Source organism: Enterococcus sp. BWT-B8, from assembly GCF_020567625.1.
Lineage (GTDB): Bacteria > Bacillota > Bacilli > Lactobacillales > Enterococcaceae > Enterococcus_L.
In genome coordinates, this window is the sequence record NZ_JAJDJV010000011.1 from 123,558 (window position 1) to 141,774 (window position 18,217).

Consider the following 18,217-nt stretch of genomic DNA (forward strand, 5'->3'; position numbering starts at 1 on the left):
AACCCCTCTTATTTCAAAGTAAATTGCATACCGTCTTGGAATCGTTTTGAGAAAATTAAAAACAAAATGATCAGCGGTAATGTCAGCAAAACAGAGGCAGCATACATTGGACCTGGATAAGTGCCATATGGACCGAACATTTGTGAAATCAAAACATTCAACGTCACTGTACCATCACTCTTAGACACGATCATATCCCACAGCAAATTCGTCCAACGATCCGTATAAAGAAAAAGAAAGATGACCGTTGTAATAGATTTTGACATTGGAAGCACGATTCTAAACAAAATCTGCATTTCTGTTGCTCCATCAAGTTTTGCAGCCTCAATTAAGGTATCAGGAATCGCTTTGAAAAAGTTAGTGTACATAAAAATTGCCCATAAGCTGATTGCCGTAGGAATAATCATTCCAGCATATGAATCCAGCAATCCAACCTTCGTGATCATTAAAAATTGTGGAATCAATAAGATGATCGCAGGGAAAAACATTTGGAACAAGATAAAGTTATTAACGAATTTCTTGCCCTTAAAATCAATTTTTGCTAAAGCATAGCTTACCATCAAGGCAAACATCAGCATCAAAAAAGTAGCGATAGTTGCTACAATAATCGTATTCACAAAGGCCCCTAGCCAAGGGACATTTGCTGATGTAGCTGACCCGCCAAACAGCCATGTCCAAGAACGTAAACTAAAACTGCCTGGAATCACTTTTCGATCGACTTGATCCCATGAAGCAAATGAATGCATCACCAGATAGATAAATGGAAAGGTCATGATCAACATCACGATGGTCGTAACAAGATAAAGGAGAACAGTTTGCCTTTTAGTCCTTTTATACCCAACCATTTTTTTCACCCCATTTTTCCAACAATTTACGAATGAGCCCAATCGATGTAAAAGTGACAACCGAAGCTAATAATGCCACAGCCGAAGCATACCCAGATCTCAATCCGACAAAAGCTTGGTTATAAATTTCCATTTGCCAAGTATTAGTCGCAAAATTCGGACCGCCGCCAGTCAATTGATAAACTTCAGTAAAAATACCAAAACTGATTCCTACTGCTAAAACAGTTACAGTGAAAAAAGCTGGATACAGCATGGGAAAAGTGATCTTCCAAAAACTTGTCCAAGAAGTCGCTCCATCAATTGCTGCTGCTTCATATACCTCTTGATTGATATTGCTTAACCCTGAAATCAAGATTAAACCGTAATAACCAGACATCTTCCATGCGATCATCAACGAAACGATCATCATTGCAGTATGCGGATTTCCTAACCAATCAATATCCCACCCCATTTTTGTTCGAAGAAATATGTTAAATGGTCCATTATATGAAAGCAGTCCCTTAACAATCAATGATGTTACTACTCCGCTTGAAAGATATGGTAAGAAGAAAGCAACCATATAAAGACCTTTAAATTTCGGTAAGCTGTTCACCAATAAAGCGATAATCATTGACATAGTCAAAGCCATCGGGACAAATATAATCAAAAACTTATAAGTAACAAAAAAAGCGGATTGAATAGCTGGGCTTTTAACAGCGTCTATAAAATTTTTGATACCAATAAACTTAACCTCTGGTGAGATCATATTCCAGCTAGTCAAAGCCAGCCAGAAGGACCATAGCAGCGGCAGCAAGAAGAAAATGAATGTAAAAATCAGGTATGGGCTGGTAAATAACCAGCCCAATTTGGTGTTTTTGCTCATCACTGAAGCGCCCCTTCAACTGCTTTTTTAGCACTCTCAACAGCTTTAGCCGCATCTTTTTCAACACGAACAACAGGTACCCAAGCTTGCTCACCAAAGACTTGTTGAATCTCGTTGTAGTTTTCATTGTCCATTGCCGGAACAGCATAAGGCACATTCTCAGCATAAACTTCCATAGCAGGATTTTTGTCAAAGTATTCTTTGAACGCATTATTTTCAGTCGCATCATCCCGTGCTGGAATTAATGATGTCATTTCCAATAGTTTCATGTCATTTTTTTCATCCCCAAATACAAATTCTAAAAATTTCATGGCAGCTTCTTGTTCTTCTTCAGTAGCTTTTGCATACATAACAATACCTTTCGCATCAGCATAAGTAGAAACCTGTTCTTCGTCAGCTAGAGCATCCGGAACCACAGGTGCCGTAACGGTGTAATTTTTTCCAAATTCCATTTCCGGATATTTTTCAGCCCAGTTAGGGAATGTCCAAGGTCCCAGATCAGTCATAACACTATCCCCATTTTCAAATGGGTCCGTAGCTTCACCAGTTCGCAGTACTTTATTTTTCGCTAAGGTACTCATCAAATCAAAGACTTCTTTCATTGCTTCTTCATCAGCAACAAACTGATTGCCCTCTACAAAGTTTGCTCCGTTACTTGCTGCATTATACAATGGGAAAAAATCAAACCAACGCATCCAGGCAGTCGGGTCAGCCAGATCTTTTTTAGCCCAAAGTGCCCTATCGGTATCTTTGACTTTCTCAACTACTTTTAATAACTCAGAGTACGTTTTTGGTGCTTGATCAAACCCCATTTCCTTCAAAATATCTAATCGCCAACCAAACAAAATAGGATTAGAATAAACTGGCAATACATATTGACTGCCATCAGAAAATTTCCAGCTTTCAATCGTTTTATTCATATTTCGACTATCTGTCACTGAGCTAAATTGACTTTGCTTATCTAATGGTAAAATTGCCTTGCTTGCAGCCAATTGAGCAGCAAAGCTGCGATTGATATTTTCTGAAAGTGTCGGCGTAGTATTTGAAGCAATGGCACTTTGAATAGTAGCTTCAGAAGAAGGACTTTCTTTCATCTGGCTAACCTCAACAATAATATCTTTATTTTCTTTTTCAAATTCCTTTGCCATTTCTTCCCAATATTTCAATTGAGGTGGATTAGGTGCCGCCCAAAAAGTAATTTTTGTTTTCCCGTCACCGGAACCAGATTCTTTTTGTTCCCCTCCACCACTGCATCCTGACAAAATAATTGCTCCAACCAATAGCGATGAAATGCCGATAATCAATTTTTTCATTTTCATAATCATTCCTCCTATAAAAGTAAACGTTTTCTTTATCACGAAACGATCATATCATTCGTAATCTTTTTTGTCAACATTACGTAATTATAATTACAAAATTACTATAAGATTACAACAAGTTACTTTTTTTAAAGAGTGTGGTATAATCAACTCAAAGTTAAAGAAAATCAAGGTGATAAGTATGAAAAAAGCATCTATGCAAGACATTGCGAATGCATTAGGAATATCCAAAAATTCTGTTTCACAAGCATTAAGGAATAAAGCCGGAGTAAGTCAGCAGACGAGGCTTCTTGTTCAGAAGAAAGCAGAAGAACTAGGTTATCAGTACCAAAAAAATGACGAGAATATGGACAGACCCAAATTTCTTTTGTTAGCTACTGAGTTCGCATTTTCTCAAACAAGTTTTTTTGGAGAAATCACTAAAAGTATTGAAACCGAGTCACTAAAAGCTGGATTCCAGATTGATACACATACTTTGACAGAGAATGACATCTCAAGCATGACAATTCCGCCATTCATTAAAGAATATGACGGCATCATTATACTATCCCATAGTGATAATTCTTATATAGGAGAAATCATCTCTACTAAGATCCCTATTATTTTAGTAGATCACCATGATCCCTCATTATTAGCAGATGCAATCTTATCAAAAAATACAGATGGCACTTTTCAAGCTATTTCTCTGTTAATAGAGAATAATCTACAGCGTATCGGTTTTATTGGCGACATCAATTTTTCCCCAAGTTATTTAGAGCGGTACCGCGGGTATCACCGTACATTAGCAGAATATGGTATTCCTTACGATGACTCGATTGAAATCACACAGATTGAAGAAACACAAGGAACTCTCTTCAATAAACTAAAAAATATTGAGGAAATGCCGGATGCCTGGTTTTGTGTAAATTCAGGTCTAGCCTTTATGTTGAATAGCTACCTTCAATCTGCCGGTTACACCATTCCTGATGATATCAGCATTATCTGCTTCGATGATACTGAATTCACACGGATGGCTATACCACCAATCACTAATGTTGCCACAGATCTTCACTATATGGGGCAGCTCGCAGTCCGTTCGTTAATCAATCGAATCACTCATGTTGATGAACCTTTCGTTCACCAACAAATCGTTCCTCAGTTAAATATACGAGAATCTGTCAGATTTACAGAAAAAATGAAGACAATAAAAAGAGAGGGACCATGACATAAGTATGTCACAGTCCCCTAAAGCCGAATAAATGGTGTTCCAATCTTTGTATGATTCGAGTATTCGAAGAAGCGTAGAAGCAAGTCCATACATGCCCCCAGACATGCGACGAGCATTCGAAGAAGCGTAGGAGCAAGTTCATACATGCCCCCCAGACATGCGACGAGCATTCGAAGAAGCGTAGGAGCAAGTTCATACATGCTTCGAGGATCGGAACGAAGTCCTTCAATTCTTAATGGCTTTGCCGTTTAGAAATTGATGAGATCGAAACGAAGTGTAGTGTAGTGAGAACCTTAGACACAGAAAAACAGATACAGCGGTAATGTTTTGTCTAGAGAATCGTTAGACTCGCAGAGACAGCAGTTCTTCTACGCTACGCATACCATTCTGCTAAAGTACAAATATGAGCAGAAGCGGCAAAGCAGAACTAGCACTTGTCGGTCCTAAACTGTGCCGAGTAATCGCAGGCAACATCTCAGAAATAAGGCGAACTAGCCTGAAAATATGAAGACCTCCAGGGAGGTATCCATTCACAGCTAGTCATTTTATGAATAGTGTTCCTTGACAATTTTCGTATATTCCGACTTATTAACATAAATCACTACGATTGACCTGTCAGAGTAGATGATGCATGATACCTACCTGGTTCTTGAGGCAGAACACTTCTGTCACAACCTTCTCCCTAATTCTCTTTTCAATTTTTGTATTAACAAGTTTATGCCGTATTATCAATGCTTTCTCAAATCAACTTTCAACTGGAAACAGTATTTATATAGTTGGGACCTGTCTGAAAAGTTCCAAAGGTATCTGAATTTTTCAGGAATTCCAGCAAAAATCAACCGTTATTCGCTAACTGCTGTTTCAGCTTCTTTCAGTGATTCAAGGTAGTTGTAAACCTGTTGCCCGGCGATACCGCCTTCACCTACAGCTGTAGTAATCTGTCTCAATGTTTTTTCACGTACATCACCAATCGCATAAACTCCCGAAATTTCCGTTTCCATTTCCTGATTCGTGATAATCCAGCCTTCTTCATTGGTAATCCCGCTTGTTCTGAATGGTTCAGTCAACGGATCCAAACCAACGTAAATAAATACACCGTTTGCCGCAACTTCTTTCACTTCACCGGATTTTACATTTTTCAGTTGAACACCGGTAACAGCCATGTCATTGCCGACAATTTCTTCAAGTACAGTATCCCATTCAAAAAAAACTTTTTCATTAGCAAATGCACGATCCTGAATGATTTTTTGAGCACGCAGTTCATCTCTTCTATGAACCACAGTTACCTTGGAAGCAAACTGAGTCAGATAGATCGCTTCCTCAACTGCTGAATCGCCTCCCCCAATAACCATTAATTCTTTATTACGGAAAAAAGCACCATCACAAACTGCGCAATAGGAGACCCCTCGACCGGCATACTCTTCTTCACCTGGTACGCCCAGTTTTCGATGGACACAGCCAGTTGCAATAATCACAGACTTTCCTTGGTAGATTGTATCTTCACAGATAATTTCTTTGTAGGAGCCATGATCTCTAATATCAAGTACAGTTCCATAAACATTTTTAGTTCCAAATTTTTCTACATTTTCGTACATTTTCATTGATAAATCTGGACCCATAATTGAATCAAATCCAGGATAATTTTCAATTTCCGCTGTATTGTTCATCTGACCGCCGGGAACTCCCCGTTCAATCATCAGTACATTCAAATTCGAACGTGAAGCATACAAAGCCGCAGTCATCCCCGCAGGTCCGGCCCCAATAATAATTACATCATACATTTCAATTCCCTCTTTTCTCTATTGTAGAAAGCCGCCAATTCTAATTAGTAAACAGTTATTTTCACAGCCTTCACCATTTATATTTCCACTCTGACAGATAGAATGAAAATATCTGAACATTCCCTATAAGAAAAGTTCAGAAAGATTCCAGTCACTTACTTTTTTCAAGTAAGTTTACTTTACAACCTAAGCAGCTGATTGTCTAATTTTCTGCCTAAACAGCATTCCTAGATTATAGTATCATATTCTATTTTACATGACTTTAAAAATTTCATTTTTTCACTATTTCCTGTTATTCATTCTTCTGCTGTTCACGCAGCTTTCCGACCAGCCGATGTTCCTTTGTCATCATATATTTATAGGAAGCAAAAGGCTAAGTTAAAAAGACTGAGAAAAATGCTCTATTTTGATCAAATTGAAAGCCGCACTTCTCTACCAATCATTTTGACAGTATGTTGGTTTGAAAACAACAAGCATAAACCCTGGAAATGTTTTCTAAAAACAACTACTCCAGAAGAGCTAAAACCACTTCTGTCACTATCCCCTGACCATGATAAACAGGATTTAACACAAAAACCATTTCCTTACTGTTAGATAGTCCATCTACTGACTCCTCAAGAACAGTGATATGAGTGATGACCTTGCTTTCGATTCTCCCCACAACAGCGGAACTGAGGTTGTTGTCCCCCAGCTGCTTTAGCGTACTTTCTGCTTCGCTCAATATTTTATGACGTTTCCAGCCAGCCGTTTCACCGATCCCCTTAATCTTAGTGTTATTCAAACAGATCTGCCAAATCTTCAATAACAAAACATCTCAAGTAGGTACCTTCAGTTGCAATCACCTACTTCTCTCAACCTCTTACCATTATAGTAAAAACAGACATCAGCAGTCCAGTTTCACCTGTTGCTGATATCTGAGATTTTTTAGACAACACTGTTTTGCAGTTTGTACATATCTGAATAGAGTCCTTCTTGAGCAATCAGACTCTCATGACTTCCTCGTTCTACAATTGATCCTTTTTCAAGAACCAAAATCATATCGGCATCACGGATCGTTGAAAGCCTGTGAGCAATTGCAATCGTAGTCCGCCCTTGACGCATATTAGCTAGGCCTTCCTGAATCAGCCCTTCCGTTTCAGTATCAATATTAGCTGTCGCTTCATCCAAAACCAGAATTTTCGGATCGGTTGCCATTGTACGTGCAAATGAAATCAGCTGTCTCTGTCCACTGGAATAACTTGCTCCCCGTTCAATGACTTTCGCATGATATTTGTTTGGCAAGGTTTCAATAAACTTATCCGCCTGTACAAATTTAGCCGCCTCTTCAATCTGTTTGTCACTGATATTCGCGTTCAGCATACGAATATTCCCTGCAATATCTCCATAAAACATGAACGCATCCTGAAGGACAAGACCCATTTTTTTTCGAAGCTCAGTGATTGGATAGTCCCGAATGTCAATATCATCAAGCAGAATCTGTCCTTCATAAAATTCATAAAAACGCATTAAGACATTGATAATCGAGCTTTTACCACTACCGGTATGTCCGACTAAAGCAACGGTTTCTCCGGGATTTGCAGTAAAACTAATATTTTTTAAGACATGGTTTTTTCCATCATAAGAAAAGCTGACATCTCTAAATTCAATTTTTCCAAGGGTGATTTCTGCTGATGCATCTGGATTCTGCTGGGGTATCAGTTCTTCTGTATCAAAAATTTTCAAAATACGACTGCCTGCAACTATTCCATCTGTAAATATACTTAAAAAATCCATCATTTGCGTCATTGGCTCAAAAAATGCCTGAACATAGGTTACGAAGGCGTAAATCAACCCTACTTTAACTGGTGAGTCAAGCGCATCTATCCCAAATAAAGTCAGTGCAGCAGAAACTGCAATTGCATAAAGCAAGTTAATAATCGGACTTAACAGCAACGAGTTAATTCGTATCATGGAGAGTTTTGTCTGCAAATACTCTTCATTTGTCGTTTCAAATTCCCCTTCGAGACGTTTTTCCTGTCTGAACTGTTGAATAATCTTCATTCCTGATATATATTCATTTAGTTTCGTATTCAACTGGCTGAGTTTTTCCCGCATATTTCGATAAATCCTTGAGCTGAACTTTTGGTAATAAGTAATAACTGCCAAAAGAACAGGGAGGAACAAAAGGATACAAAGCGCACTCCTTCGGTCAATTTGAACCATTCCCACAAAGGAAGAAAGCACAGCAAAAATGCCTATCAAAACTATTAAAAAAACATACCAAAATTCAAATAAAGTTTCCGTGTCATTTGTCACACGGGAAACGATTGATCCTGCCGGAGTCTGATCAAAATAGCGCATCCCCAGTGTCTGCAATTTCTCAAACAGCTTCACCCGAATAAACTGATACGTTTTCAGAGAAGCCTTCGAATACAAGAACCACTGGAAAAACCAAATCAGACTTTTTACAATAATGCCAAACAAATAGACTCCTGCAAACATATAAATAATCTGATCAGTTGCTGTTTTCGGTGTTAAGTAATTATCCATCAGCATCTGAATGATTCTTGGTAAAAGTGCGTTAATAATGGATAAAATAAAAGCAAAACCAATAGCAGATAAAAATGTGATACGAAAGGGCTTTGCATATTTTAATAAGCGCCTGACAATGGTTATCTGCTCTTTAGCAGGAATTGACTTTGTCCAGACTGACTGCTGTTCTTCCATTATACTTCCCCTCCTTCTATTTTCGCTTCAAGCTGTTGTTTATCCCACATTCTCTTGTACCAGCCGTTTGCCAACAGAAGCTCCTGATGTGTTCCCCGTTCAATAATTTTTCCTTTATCCAGAACAATAATGTCCTGAGCATGCATCACACTGCTTAGACGGTGCGCTGCAATAATAGTTGTTTTATTCTGTCGTTCAGTTTTGAGATTTGTCAAAATTGCTTCTTCTGTTTTTGCATCTACTGCAGAAAGTGCATCATCCAGAATCAACAATTCCGGATTAATAATCGCAGCTCTGGCAATGGATATCCGCTGTCGCTGTCCTCCTGACAAAGACACACCTCTTTCTCCCACCAGTGTATCGTAGCCTTTTGAAAATCCTTTTATGTCCTCATCTATATAAGCCAGCCGAGCTGCCTCTTCCACCTTTTCCTGCGTTAATGAAGGCGTTGCGAAACGAATATTGTCACGAACAGACATTGAAAATAGAAACTGATCTTGAGGCACACAGCCCACTCCTGTTAAAAGGGCATCCAAAGAATAATCCTTGATATTGTGGCCGCCCATGGTAATCTGCCCCTGATAGTCATCGTATTCTCTCATTATCAGCTTCAGCATCGTTGTTTTCCCTGCACCGGTTTTACCGACAATCCCCAGTGTTTCTCCTTCATTAATTTTGAACCTGATATTTTCAAGTACCGGCAGCTCCTCTTTCGGATAGACAAAAGACTGAATATCCATTACCAATGTCCCTTTAGCAGGTGCCTGAATAGCATTTTCCCGTTCAATAATATGTGTTTTCTCATGGAGCATCTCATTTACCCGGTCATAGCTTGCATTCCCTCTCTCCAATACATTAAAGAGTCTGCCAATTGCAAACATCGGCCAAATCAGCATACCAATATAGCTGATAAACGAAACCAGCTGCCCGATTGAAATTACATTGCTCATAATAAATTTTCCGCCGATAATAATGGTCAAAACATATGAAATACCGATAACTAATGTAATAAATGGATCAAATAATGCATCTAAAAAATTCACCCGGTTGTTTTTAATAATTGCCTCCTCTATTTTTTCTGTAAAATCCTGAATATCTTCCTTTTCCTGCCCAAATGTTTTAATAACTTTCATACCTGTAATACTCTCCTGCGCTTTATCATTAATGGTTGAAAAAGCTGCCTGCGAATCCCTAAAAGCATCATGAAGTTTTGAGCCCAATACCCGCGACATAACAGCCAGCAGAGGAAGAGGAATCAAGGCAATAAGCGTCAGACGCCAATCGACAAACAGAATCATGGCAATAATGGTACTCCCTCCCGTAAAAAAGGAGTCCGCAAACGTTAAAATACCAGCCCCTGCAACATTTTGGATAGCGTTCAAATCATTAGTAGCATGTGCCATCAAATCTCCGGTTCGATGATTTTGATAGAAAATGCTGTCCATTTTAGTAAAGTGATGAAATAACCGCCGTCTAAGCTCCCTCTCCAATTGAGCTGCTCCACCCCAAATATACTTTCTCCAAATATAGCGGAAAATATATTGAGCCAGTGCTGCTGCTAAAAGAACTCCGACCCATAAAAGAATCTGAGAGAGCTCAAAATCCTTTTCAGCAATCACGTCCACAACAATTCCTATTACTTTGGGCGGTATCAGTTGAACAATCGCTACCATGACCAAAGCAAAAACCCCTATTATATAACTTTTCTTTTCTTTTTTAAAAAACCAACCTAACTTCCTAAAAACTGACATCTTTTCCTCTCCTTACTCCCTTATATCTTGTTACTTATCACTTGTCCATTCAGCTTTATTTCCATTTTAATGAACTCCTTTCCTGTACCGCTTAAAGACAAAAAAAAAACGGACAAAAATCTGCCCGTTGTGCTCGAAATATGAAGATTAGAAGATTTACTTATCCCCTTGGTGCTTCATTTGCTGCATCATTTGACGAATCTTCTTCTCAGAAGGCTTCTGTCCCATAGATGCCATCATCATTCGTAACATCTCCTCATTAACGGGAGGATTCTTTTTAAGATGGTCCTGCATTGCTTTACGGGCAAGGAAAAATCCGCCTGTCGCACCTGCGATTAAAGCGATTACTGCAATTAAAACTACGACTCCTGTTGACATAATAAATCTCTCCTTTCCATCATAAAAGCTAATGAGTAATGTCATTTAAAAAAACAACAGTTTAATTCATATAAGCTTCGAATTTTAGACGTTATAAATTTAGAAGCAATCCTTCTCGTTTAATTGCTCTCAAGAAAACATTTTACTAGAAACAGCTGGAAAAGAAAAGGCATTTTAAAAGATTCTCCAAAAGAAATTTCTAAAATGCCTGATTTGAAATTTTTTCAGCTGATTTCTCAATCAAAATTTTGAAAACTCAATAAAATGAGGGCTAGAAAATACTCACCCCACAAAGAAGTTCACGAGAACCAAAAGAAGCAACAGACTGTATCCAGCCAGTTGCCTTAATTTATTGGGTAAGACTGAAAATTCTTACAAAAAAAGGATAACGCTCTCATCCCTAACTATCCCCAAACTCATTATTTCCATATAAGGATATAAATTTTACCCCATTTAACCTCTATCAGAGCTTTGCATACCATCCCACTAGCTGTTCCTGCATCAGTGGGACTGGCAATACAGCGCATAATTGAGGCTTTATAATAATAATTTTCATAGAAATAGAGAAAATATTCGCACTATAGTTTTCAGACACATCCAAATCTATTCAAGTTGATGTCAAACCAACATATATACTTCTCTTCTTTTAAGCATCTAACAATTCCGGAAAAACAGCAGGATTGAATTTCTCTTCCCGAAGCATTTCAATCTCTTTGCCATAAGGAGCATAAGCTGTTTTCTTATCTTTTCCTACATAAGGTGTTTCCAATATTTTAGGTAAAGCAGTCAGCTTCTCATGATGAACAATTCTATCCAACGCCTCAAACCCAATAGTTCCAAAACCAATATTTGCATGGCGGTCTTTATGAGAACCCATTGGGTTTTTCGAATCATTCACATGAATGACTTTCAAACGATCCAAACCAATAATTTTATCAAATTCCTCCAACACGCCATCAAAATTCTCTTTTACATTATATCCGGCATCATTTGTATGGCATGTGTCAAAAGTCACTGAAAGCTTGTCGTTAAGCTTTACACCTTCAATAATTGTTGCCAGCTCTTCAAAGGTCCGACCAAGTTCCGTTCCTTTTCCAGCCATTGTTTCCAATGCAATTTGAGGAATTTGATCCTTTGTAAGGACTTCGTCCAGCCCCTTGATAATCTGTTTAAGACCGGCATCAACACCAGCACCTACATGAGCCCCAGGATGAAGTGTAATCTGTTTCGCACCCAGAGCCTCAGCTCTTTGAACTTCCTGACGCAGAAACTCTGTTGCAAAGCCGAAATTTTCCGGTTTAATTGTGTTCCCCAAATTGATAATATAAGGGGCATGGACAACAATGTCGCTTATTCCGTGTTCTGCCATAAAAGTCTGACCCGCTTCAATATTCAACTCATCAATAGGCTTACGCCGTGTATTTTGTGGCGCTCCTGTGTAGATCATAAAAGTTGTCGCTTTATAACTTGCAGCTTCTTCTGCAGCACCCAACAACATCTTTTTCCCGCTCATACTTACATGTGATCCTATTAACATCTTGTTCCTCCTTAAATTTCATCCATTTTAGCGTACGTTAAAAAATTTGAAATGACAATCTTTTTGCCTAAATCAACAGTCTTTTGTCTGCTGCTGTTTTCCATAGCCAGCGAACAGATTCTCCATCAAGAACAGCCTGCAGCTCTTAGTCTATAATTTTATTTTTTTCTTTGTTCCGCAAATTGTATATATTGGCTGAGCCATTCTTCCATACTCATTTTTGAAACCAGTTCACCAATCAACTCATAAGGAATAGTTTTAGGATTTGTAAAACGGATACAGCTTTTCCCCATATTCAATTTTGTTGGAACACTTTTTCGATATTCTGACTGAAACCAGTCCAGCAACCCCTTATTACCCATCAAGCCCATGTGATATAAAGCAAGATGCTTCTTCTGAGCAGCAAGACTGATAAATGGAACACCTTCATCCTTTCTGTCCAAGTAACCTTCTGGATAGACGGATAAAGGAACAACAAATGTAGGAAGATTATACTGCCAAACCAGTTCAAAGCCTTTCGGTATATTATCTGTAATAATTTCAAATAATCGTCTAAATGAATCCTGCCATTTAGGGTCCATCTCTTTAAGGTATATGTCGAATTGATCCATTTGCTTTCTCTCCTGACTCTAATCACAGTGCCCACCTGACCAGTGGTATCCACAATTAGCATTTATTTTAATATGTTATTATACTAAATAGTCTGATTTAGAATAGCACTACTCCAAACAGAAAGCTAGCGGAAACATCCTTGTCTGGCTTTTTTACAAAAATTAGCTATACTGAAAGTAAGCGAACCCTTATTCTCTAATTAATCCCCTTGAAGGAGCTGACAGCTATGACTATTATTGAAGACTATATCCGCAAAGAACCAGAAGAAAGACAATCAGCATTAACAGAACTTTATCATTTTATTAAACAACTTGTCCCCGAAGCAGAAGAAAGGCTTTCCTACGGGATGCCCACTTTTTATTTGAATGGAAATCTTGTACACTTTGCCAATGCAAAAAAGCATATTGGTTTTTATCCAGCTCCCTCTGCAATCCTAGCTTTCAAAGATGATCTCACTGGATATAAATCTTCTAAAGGAGCGGTTCAGTTTCCAGCAACCCAAGAGCTTCCCTGGTCTCTTATAAAAAAAATGATTCAGTTCAGAATCAAGGAAAATATGGAAAAAAAGAAGTAAATAGATTCGTATAAAATTTTTGAGACTATTTCACTACGGATCTTCTCTTTTAAAATCAAGAAAAGACAGGATCTTCCTTTATAACCGGAGACCTTGTCTTTTCTTGCGATTTAAATCAATCAAATTAGTGTCTGTCTGAGAACTCTAGTGGTGAATGTTCACGAAAAAATAAATATGAGTTAGTTCCGTTTTGTCAGTTTCACTTGTGTAGGAACATTTAGTGGGATGGTATGCAATACTCTAATTGAAATAAATGGGCAAACATTTATGTTCATCATACAAAGAGATAGTGGTATGCGTACGACGATCAAATGAGTTAGCAATATTCATTCCGGTATTAAAAGCTTTCTTCGAATGCTCGTCGTCTATCCAGTAGTCTCATATATAATACTATTGGATAGGCTGCACGTTTCTTGACTTAAAAGCATAACTTATTTTTAAGTTGGTCAACAGACTAATATTTCAGTAAAAAGTATTTTTTCTTTCCACGGCGTACTACTGTGAACTGCCCTTCAATTTTTTCACTGTCAGTCAATTCCGCAGCCACATCTTGTATTCTTTCACCATTAATATAAATAGCTCCATTTTGAACGTCTTCTCTTGCCTGACGTTTTGAAGGTTCAATTCCTGCTGCAATCAACAGCTCAACCAAATTCATTGAATCCTCTTGTTGAACTTCATAAGAAGGAACATCCCTAAAGCCCTGAATGATTTCTTCTGCATTCAGGCCTTTAATATCCCCGCTAAATAACGCCTGTGAAATCTTCACTGCCTGTTCATACGCTTCCTCACCATGAACCAGTGTAGTAATTTCCTTCGCAAGTGCCTTTTGAGCCGCACGCTTTTCAGGTGCTTCAGTAAATTCTTTTTCAATTTCAGCAATTTCTTCAATTGAAAGGAAAGTGAAGTATTTCAGGAATTTTACGGCATCTCTATCATCTGTATTAATCCAGAACTGATAAAACTCGTATGGAGAAGTCTTATCTGCATCTAGCCAAACTGCATTTCCTTCTGTTTTCCCAAATTTTGTGCCATCTGCTTTTGTAATCAACGGCATAGTCAAACCAAAACCCTGTACTTCTTTTTCACGACGCAGTAATTCAATTCCGGAAGTAATATTCCCCCACTGATCGCTTCCCCCAAGCTGAAGCAGACAGCCATGAATTTCATATAATTTCAAAAAGTCATACGCCTGAAGCAGCTGATATGCGAACTCTGTGTATGAGATTCCTGTTTCTATTCGCCGTTTTACACTCTCTTTACTCATCATGTAATTAATTGTAAAGTTTTTTCCAACATCTCTAAGAAAATCAATCAACGAAACCTCACCAAGCCAGTCGTAGTTATTGGCAAGGATTGCAGGATTTTTGCTATCATCAAAATTAATAAAACGGGAAAGCTGATTTTTAATGCTGTCAGACCACCCTTTAACTGTATCAAGTGTATTTAAACTGCGCTCTGCATCTTTAAAAGACGGATCGCCGATCATTCCTGTCCCTCCGCCCACAAGAGCGATTGGAACATGACCGTTCAGCTGGAAACGGCGCAATGTCAAAATCGGTAATAAATGTCCGATATGTAAACTGTCAGCAGTCGGGTCAAACCCAATATAAAGCTTAACAGACTCTTCATTCAATTGTTTTTTTAAAGCTTCTTCATCAGTTGTCTGATGAACAAGTCCGCGCAATTTCAGTTCATCAAAAAAATCTGCACTCATTCTATTTCCCTCCACATTCGATTTACCGGCGCTTTTTTGCCCCTACCTTCCCATATTACCTGAATAACAGATTAAATAAAAGATAAACATCAGCATTTTTATCGAGAAATTAAAGTTTTTGTGATAAAAGACAGAACAACTGTTCATTAACCTTTTTTTTTGCTATAATATCACGGAATATGATTATTCGAATTAACATATCGAGGTGAAATTTTTGGACAATAATAATTCGAATCACAACAACCAGCCCCCACACGAATGGCTCAGTAAAGAAAATATATTTTTAGCTCTAAATGTCATTGCTCGAGTGTTGAAATCCCTCGTTCTTTTTTCAATTGTAGCTGTTATTTTAGGAGGCTCATTGGGATTGGGCGTCGGTATGGGCTATTTTGCTTCGCTTGTTGAAGGAACTGACCCCCTGACAAAAGAAGAGCTGGAAAAAGAAATCAGCGATATTACCGAAGTTTCAAAAATGACATATGCTGACGGCTCTATGATTTCAACAATCAAATCTGATTTAGTTCGAACCCGCGTAAACAGTGATCAGATTTCTCCAACTTTAAAAAGTGCGATTATTGCCACAGAAGATGAGTATTTTGAAGAACATGACGGTGTTGTTCCCAAAGCACTTGTACGTGCGTTACTGGCTGATTCAGTCGGTTTTGGCGGCTCTTCAGGCGGCTCCACTCTGACTCAACAATTGGTAAAACAGCAAATTTTAACTGACGAAACAACCTTCAAACGAAAAGCAAATGAAATTTTACTAGCTTATCGTATCGAAAATTATTTTTCGAAGGATGAAATTCTCACAACCTATTTGAATGTTTCTCCATTTGGCCGAAACAATAAGGGGGAGAATATTGCCGGAGTTGAAGAAGCAGCAAAAGGACTCTTTGGAAAAAGTGCAAATGATCTTACATTGCCGCAGGCAGCATTTATTGCCGGGCTGCCGCAAAGTCCAATCGTTTACACTCCATATTCGAATACAGGAGAACTCAAGGAAGATTTATCCGCAGGTATGGAAAGAAAGGATTTCGTACTTTTCAGTATGTATAGGGAAAAAAGAATTTCGCAAGAAGAGTATGAAAATGCTAAAAACTATGACTTAAGTCAAGACTTCCTACCTACAGAGGCAGCCAATACAACTTCTGAAGGGTTCCTTTATTACACAGTAATGAACCAGGCTGAGGAAGTCATTATGGATATCAACATTGAAAAAGCAGGCGTAAATAAAGATGAGCTTGATGCTGCTGGTCTCCAGCAGTACAGAGATCAGGCAGCCCGCCAGATCCAAACACGCGGCTATACGATTGAATCAACGATTGATCCAACAGTTTATAACGCCATGCAGGATGCAGTCGCAAACTTTGGTTACCTTCTTGATGATGGGTATTCAGCTGCTCCAGTAGAAACCGGCAATGTATTAATGGATAATCAGACAGGAAAAATTATCGGCTTTGTTGCGGGACGAAACTACGACTTAAATCAAAACAATCATGCTTTTGATACCGAGCGTCAGGTAGGTTCTACGATTAAACCAATTTCTGTCTATGGTCCAGCGATTGATCAGGGGATGATAGGGTCAGAAAGTCGGCTGGCAAATTATCCAACAAAATATAAATCAGGCGGCGAGCTTGTGAATGCTACAAATACAGGAACCAACACTTTTGACACTGTTCGTACCTCGCTGGAATGGTCATACAATATTCCAGTCGTCAATTTAAATAATGCGATGAAGGAACAAATGGGCGATGATAATTTTTCTTATAACAACTACTTAAGTAAAATGAATTATCCGGCAGATGAAGGTTGGGCCTATGAGTCAGCACCGCTAGGCTCTGTCGAAACCTCTGTATATACACAAACAAATGGCTTCCAAGCCCTTGCAAATAAGGGAGCCTATCAAAAAGGATATATGATTGAGAAAATTGTAGACAATGATGGGAATGTGATTTATCAGCATCAGGAGGCGCCAGTTCAGGTCTACTCTCCTGCAACTGCTTCTATTATGAACGATTTAATGCGTTCAGTACTTGATTCAAAAATCACTACGCCGTTTAAAGATGTCATAGCAGGTCTCAATCCTCAATTAGCATCGGCTGACTGGGTTGGAAAAACCGGAACAACCAATGATTACAGAGATGCATGGCTTGTAGTCTCTACACCAAGTATTACTATCAGTTCATGGGCCGGCTACGATAACAACGATATTATGAGCCCAGATAGCGGGATTCATAACAGTACCTATCTGGCTTATCTGACCAATGCCATCTACAACGTAAAACCGGAGCTGTTCAATGTTGGTACAAGATTCGAGTTAACAGATGATGTCATTCAGGCAAGTGTATCTAAGCTTACCGGTGATAAAGCAGGCGGCTTTACCTATAACAATATCAGATACTCTGTTTCAAGCGAAACAGTCGTTTCATACTTTGCTAAAAATGGTCCTGCTGACAGCCAGTATAAATTCGGCTACGGTGGAACAGATGCAAACTATCAAGCATACTGGAGCAAATATTTGACAACAAAGACTTCCAGCAGTAATAACAATAATACTGCCAATAATCAAGGAACCCGAAATGGTAATACTGATAACACGAACAACGGAGAGTCCTCAGAAGAAAACAACAACGAGGATCAGAACAATGCCGGAGACAGCAGTGAAGAACCCTCAGTTTCAATGGAGCCATCAGAGAGTTCTACTCCTGATTAAAACAAAATACAAAGAGAGCGCCTGAAAGGGGCTCTATAATTTATTGGACTGATAGAAAAAAATCTATCGGTCCTATTTTCTCATTAAAAAATAAGGAAGACACACAACATTTCCGCTAGAATAGAATCACCACAAAACCAACTAGAAAGGAAAATGAATGTATGTCTACACTTGATTCTATCAAACAAATCCTTGGAGTGAAAGATAAAAATATT

Annotated in this window: 14 protein-coding genes; 3 read left to right on the forward strand and 11 right to left on the reverse strand. The window is 38.5% G+C overall.

The annotated features are described in order from the left end of the window. Positions 1-8 precede the first annotated feature (8 nt). The 3 genes from LI951_RS11295 to LI951_RS11305 are packed head-to-tail and all read right to left on the reverse strand — an operon-like array spanning position 9 to position 3,026. Entirely contained in the window at positions 9-845 is an 837-nt protein-coding gene (locus LI951_RS11295) for a carbohydrate ABC transporter permease (RefSeq protein WP_202067403.1), read from the reverse strand. Continuing rightward, positions 832-1,707, reverse strand: coding sequence for a carbohydrate ABC transporter permease (locus LI951_RS11300; RefSeq protein ID WP_229442250.1), 876 nt, complete (start codon positions 1,705-1,707; stop codon positions 832-834). The genes LI951_RS11295 and LI951_RS11300 overlap by 14 nt, the downstream gene beginning before the upstream one ends. Beyond that, positions 1,707-3,026, reverse strand: a complete 1,320-nt coding sequence (locus tag LI951_RS11305; protein WP_202067405.1) for an ABC transporter substrate-binding protein — start codon at positions 3,024-3,026, stop codon at positions 1,707-1,709. Before LI951_RS11305 ends, LI951_RS11300 begins: the two co-directional genes overlap by 1 nt. 181 nt (positions 3,027-3,207) lie before the next feature. Between LI951_RS11305 and LI951_RS11310 the strand changes: the two genes are divergently transcribed. Further along, positions 3,208-4,230: a LacI family DNA-binding transcriptional regulator gene (locus LI951_RS11310; RefSeq protein WP_202067406.1), complete on the forward strand. Its 1,023-nt coding sequence runs from the start codon at positions 3,208-3,210 to the stop codon at positions 4,228-4,230. An 845-nt stretch (positions 4,231-5,075) separates the two neighbouring features. On the opposite strand, the gene trxB is transcribed toward LI951_RS11310, so the two are convergent. The 7 genes from trxB to LI951_RS11345 form a co-directional block, all read right to left on the reverse strand. After that, positions 5,076-6,014: a thioredoxin-disulfide reductase gene (gene trxB, locus LI951_RS11315; RefSeq protein WP_202067115.1), complete on the reverse strand. Its 939-nt coding sequence runs from the start codon at positions 6,012-6,014 to the stop codon at positions 5,076-5,078. A gap of 505 nt (positions 6,015-6,519) precedes the next feature. Then, a complete protein-coding gene (locus LI951_RS11320; RefSeq protein WP_229442251.1) occupies positions 6,520-6,795 on the reverse strand; it encodes a hypothetical protein in 276 nt (91 codons plus the stop codon). A 143-nt stretch (positions 6,796-6,938) separates the two neighbouring features. Beyond that, positions 6,939-8,720, reverse strand: coding sequence for an ABC transporter ATP-binding protein (locus tag LI951_RS11325; protein ID WP_229442252.1), 1,782 nt, complete (start codon positions 8,718-8,720; stop codon positions 6,939-6,941). Further along, complete coding sequence (locus LI951_RS11330) at positions 8,720-10,471, reverse strand: ABC transporter ATP-binding protein (RefSeq protein WP_202067118.1); 1,752 nt, start codon at positions 10,469-10,471, stop codon at positions 8,720-8,722. Before LI951_RS11330 ends, LI951_RS11325 begins: the two co-directional genes overlap by 1 nt. Before the next feature lie 156 nt (positions 10,472-10,627). Continuing rightward, on the reverse strand, positions 10,628-10,852 hold the full coding sequence (locus tag LI951_RS11335) for a YneF family protein (protein ID WP_202067205.1): 225 nt from the start codon (positions 10,850-10,852) through the stop codon (positions 10,628-10,630). A 643-nt stretch (positions 10,853-11,495) separates the two neighbouring features. Then, positions 11,496-12,386: a deoxyribonuclease IV gene (locus LI951_RS11340; protein ID WP_202067119.1), complete on the reverse strand. Its 891-nt coding sequence runs from the start codon at positions 12,384-12,386 to the stop codon at positions 11,496-11,498. Positions 12,387-12,544: 158 nt separating this feature from the next. After that, positions 12,545-12,997 (reverse strand): DUF1801 domain-containing protein, encoded by a 453-nt coding sequence (locus tag LI951_RS11345; RefSeq protein WP_229442253.1) that lies wholly within the window; start codon positions 12,995-12,997, stop codon positions 12,545-12,547. Positions 12,998-13,224: 227 nt separating this feature from the next. Between LI951_RS11345 and LI951_RS11350 the strand changes: the two genes are divergently transcribed. Further along, positions 13,225-13,572: an iron chaperone gene (locus LI951_RS11350; protein ID WP_229442254.1), complete on the forward strand. Its 348-nt coding sequence runs from the start codon at positions 13,225-13,227 to the stop codon at positions 13,570-13,572. A 454-nt stretch (positions 13,573-14,026) separates the two neighbouring features. Here the strand turns inward: LI951_RS11350 and tyrS are convergent, their stop codons facing one another. Then, complete coding sequence (tyrS, locus tag LI951_RS11355) at positions 14,027-15,289, reverse strand: tyrosine--tRNA ligase (RefSeq protein WP_202067122.1); 1,263 nt, start codon at positions 15,287-15,289, stop codon at positions 14,027-14,029. A 214-nt stretch (positions 15,290-15,503) separates the two neighbouring features. Here tyrS and LI951_RS11360 point away from each other — a divergent pair, with 214 nt between their 5' ends. Beyond that, positions 15,504-18,002: a transglycosylase domain-containing protein gene (locus tag LI951_RS11360; RefSeq protein WP_229442255.1), complete on the forward strand. Its 2,499-nt coding sequence runs from the start codon at positions 15,504-15,506 to the stop codon at positions 18,000-18,002. Positions 18,003-18,217: the final 215 nt, after the last annotated feature.

Bases quoted from the DNA above. Each gene is read 5' to 3' on its own strand.
- LI951_RS11295 (WP_202067403.1), bottom strand. From the start codon at position 845: ATGGTTGGGTATAAAAGGACTAAAAGGCAAACTGTTCTCCTTTATCTT.
- LI951_RS11300 (WP_229442250.1), bottom strand. From the start codon at position 1,707: ATGAGCAAAAACACCAAATTGGGCTGGTTATTTACCAGCCCATACCTG.
- LI951_RS11310 (WP_202067406.1), top strand. From the start codon at position 3,208: ATGAAAAAAGCATCTATGCAAGACATTGCGAATGCATTAGGAATATCC.
- LI951_RS11305 (WP_202067405.1), bottom strand. From the start codon at position 3,026: ATGAAAATGAAAAAATTGATTATCGGCATTTCATCGCTATTGGTTGGA.
- LI951_RS11345 (WP_229442253.1), bottom strand. From the start codon at position 12,997: ATGGATCAATTCGACATATACCTTAAAGAGATGGACCCTAAATGGCAG.
- LI951_RS11340 (WP_202067119.1), bottom strand. From the start codon at position 12,386: ATGTTAATAGGATCACATGTAAGTATGAGCGGGAAAAAGATGTTGTTG.
- LI951_RS11330 (WP_202067118.1), bottom strand. From the start codon at position 10,471: ATGTCAGTTTTTAGGAAGTTAGGTTGGTTTTTTAAAAAAGAAAAGAAA.
- trxB (WP_202067115.1), bottom strand. From the start codon at position 6,014: ATGTATGATGTAATTATTATTGGGGCCGGACCTGCGGGGATGACTGCG.
- LI951_RS11350 (WP_229442254.1), top strand. From the start codon at position 13,225: ATGACTATTATTGAAGACTATATCCGCAAAGAACCAGAAGAAAGACAA.
- LI951_RS11325 (WP_229442252.1), bottom strand. From the start codon at position 8,720: ATGGAAGAACAGCAGTCAGTCTGGACAAAGTCAATTCCTGCTAAAGAG.
- tyrS (WP_202067122.1), bottom strand. From the start codon at position 15,289: ATGAGTGCAGATTTTTTTGATGAACTGAAATTGCGCGGACTTGTTCAT.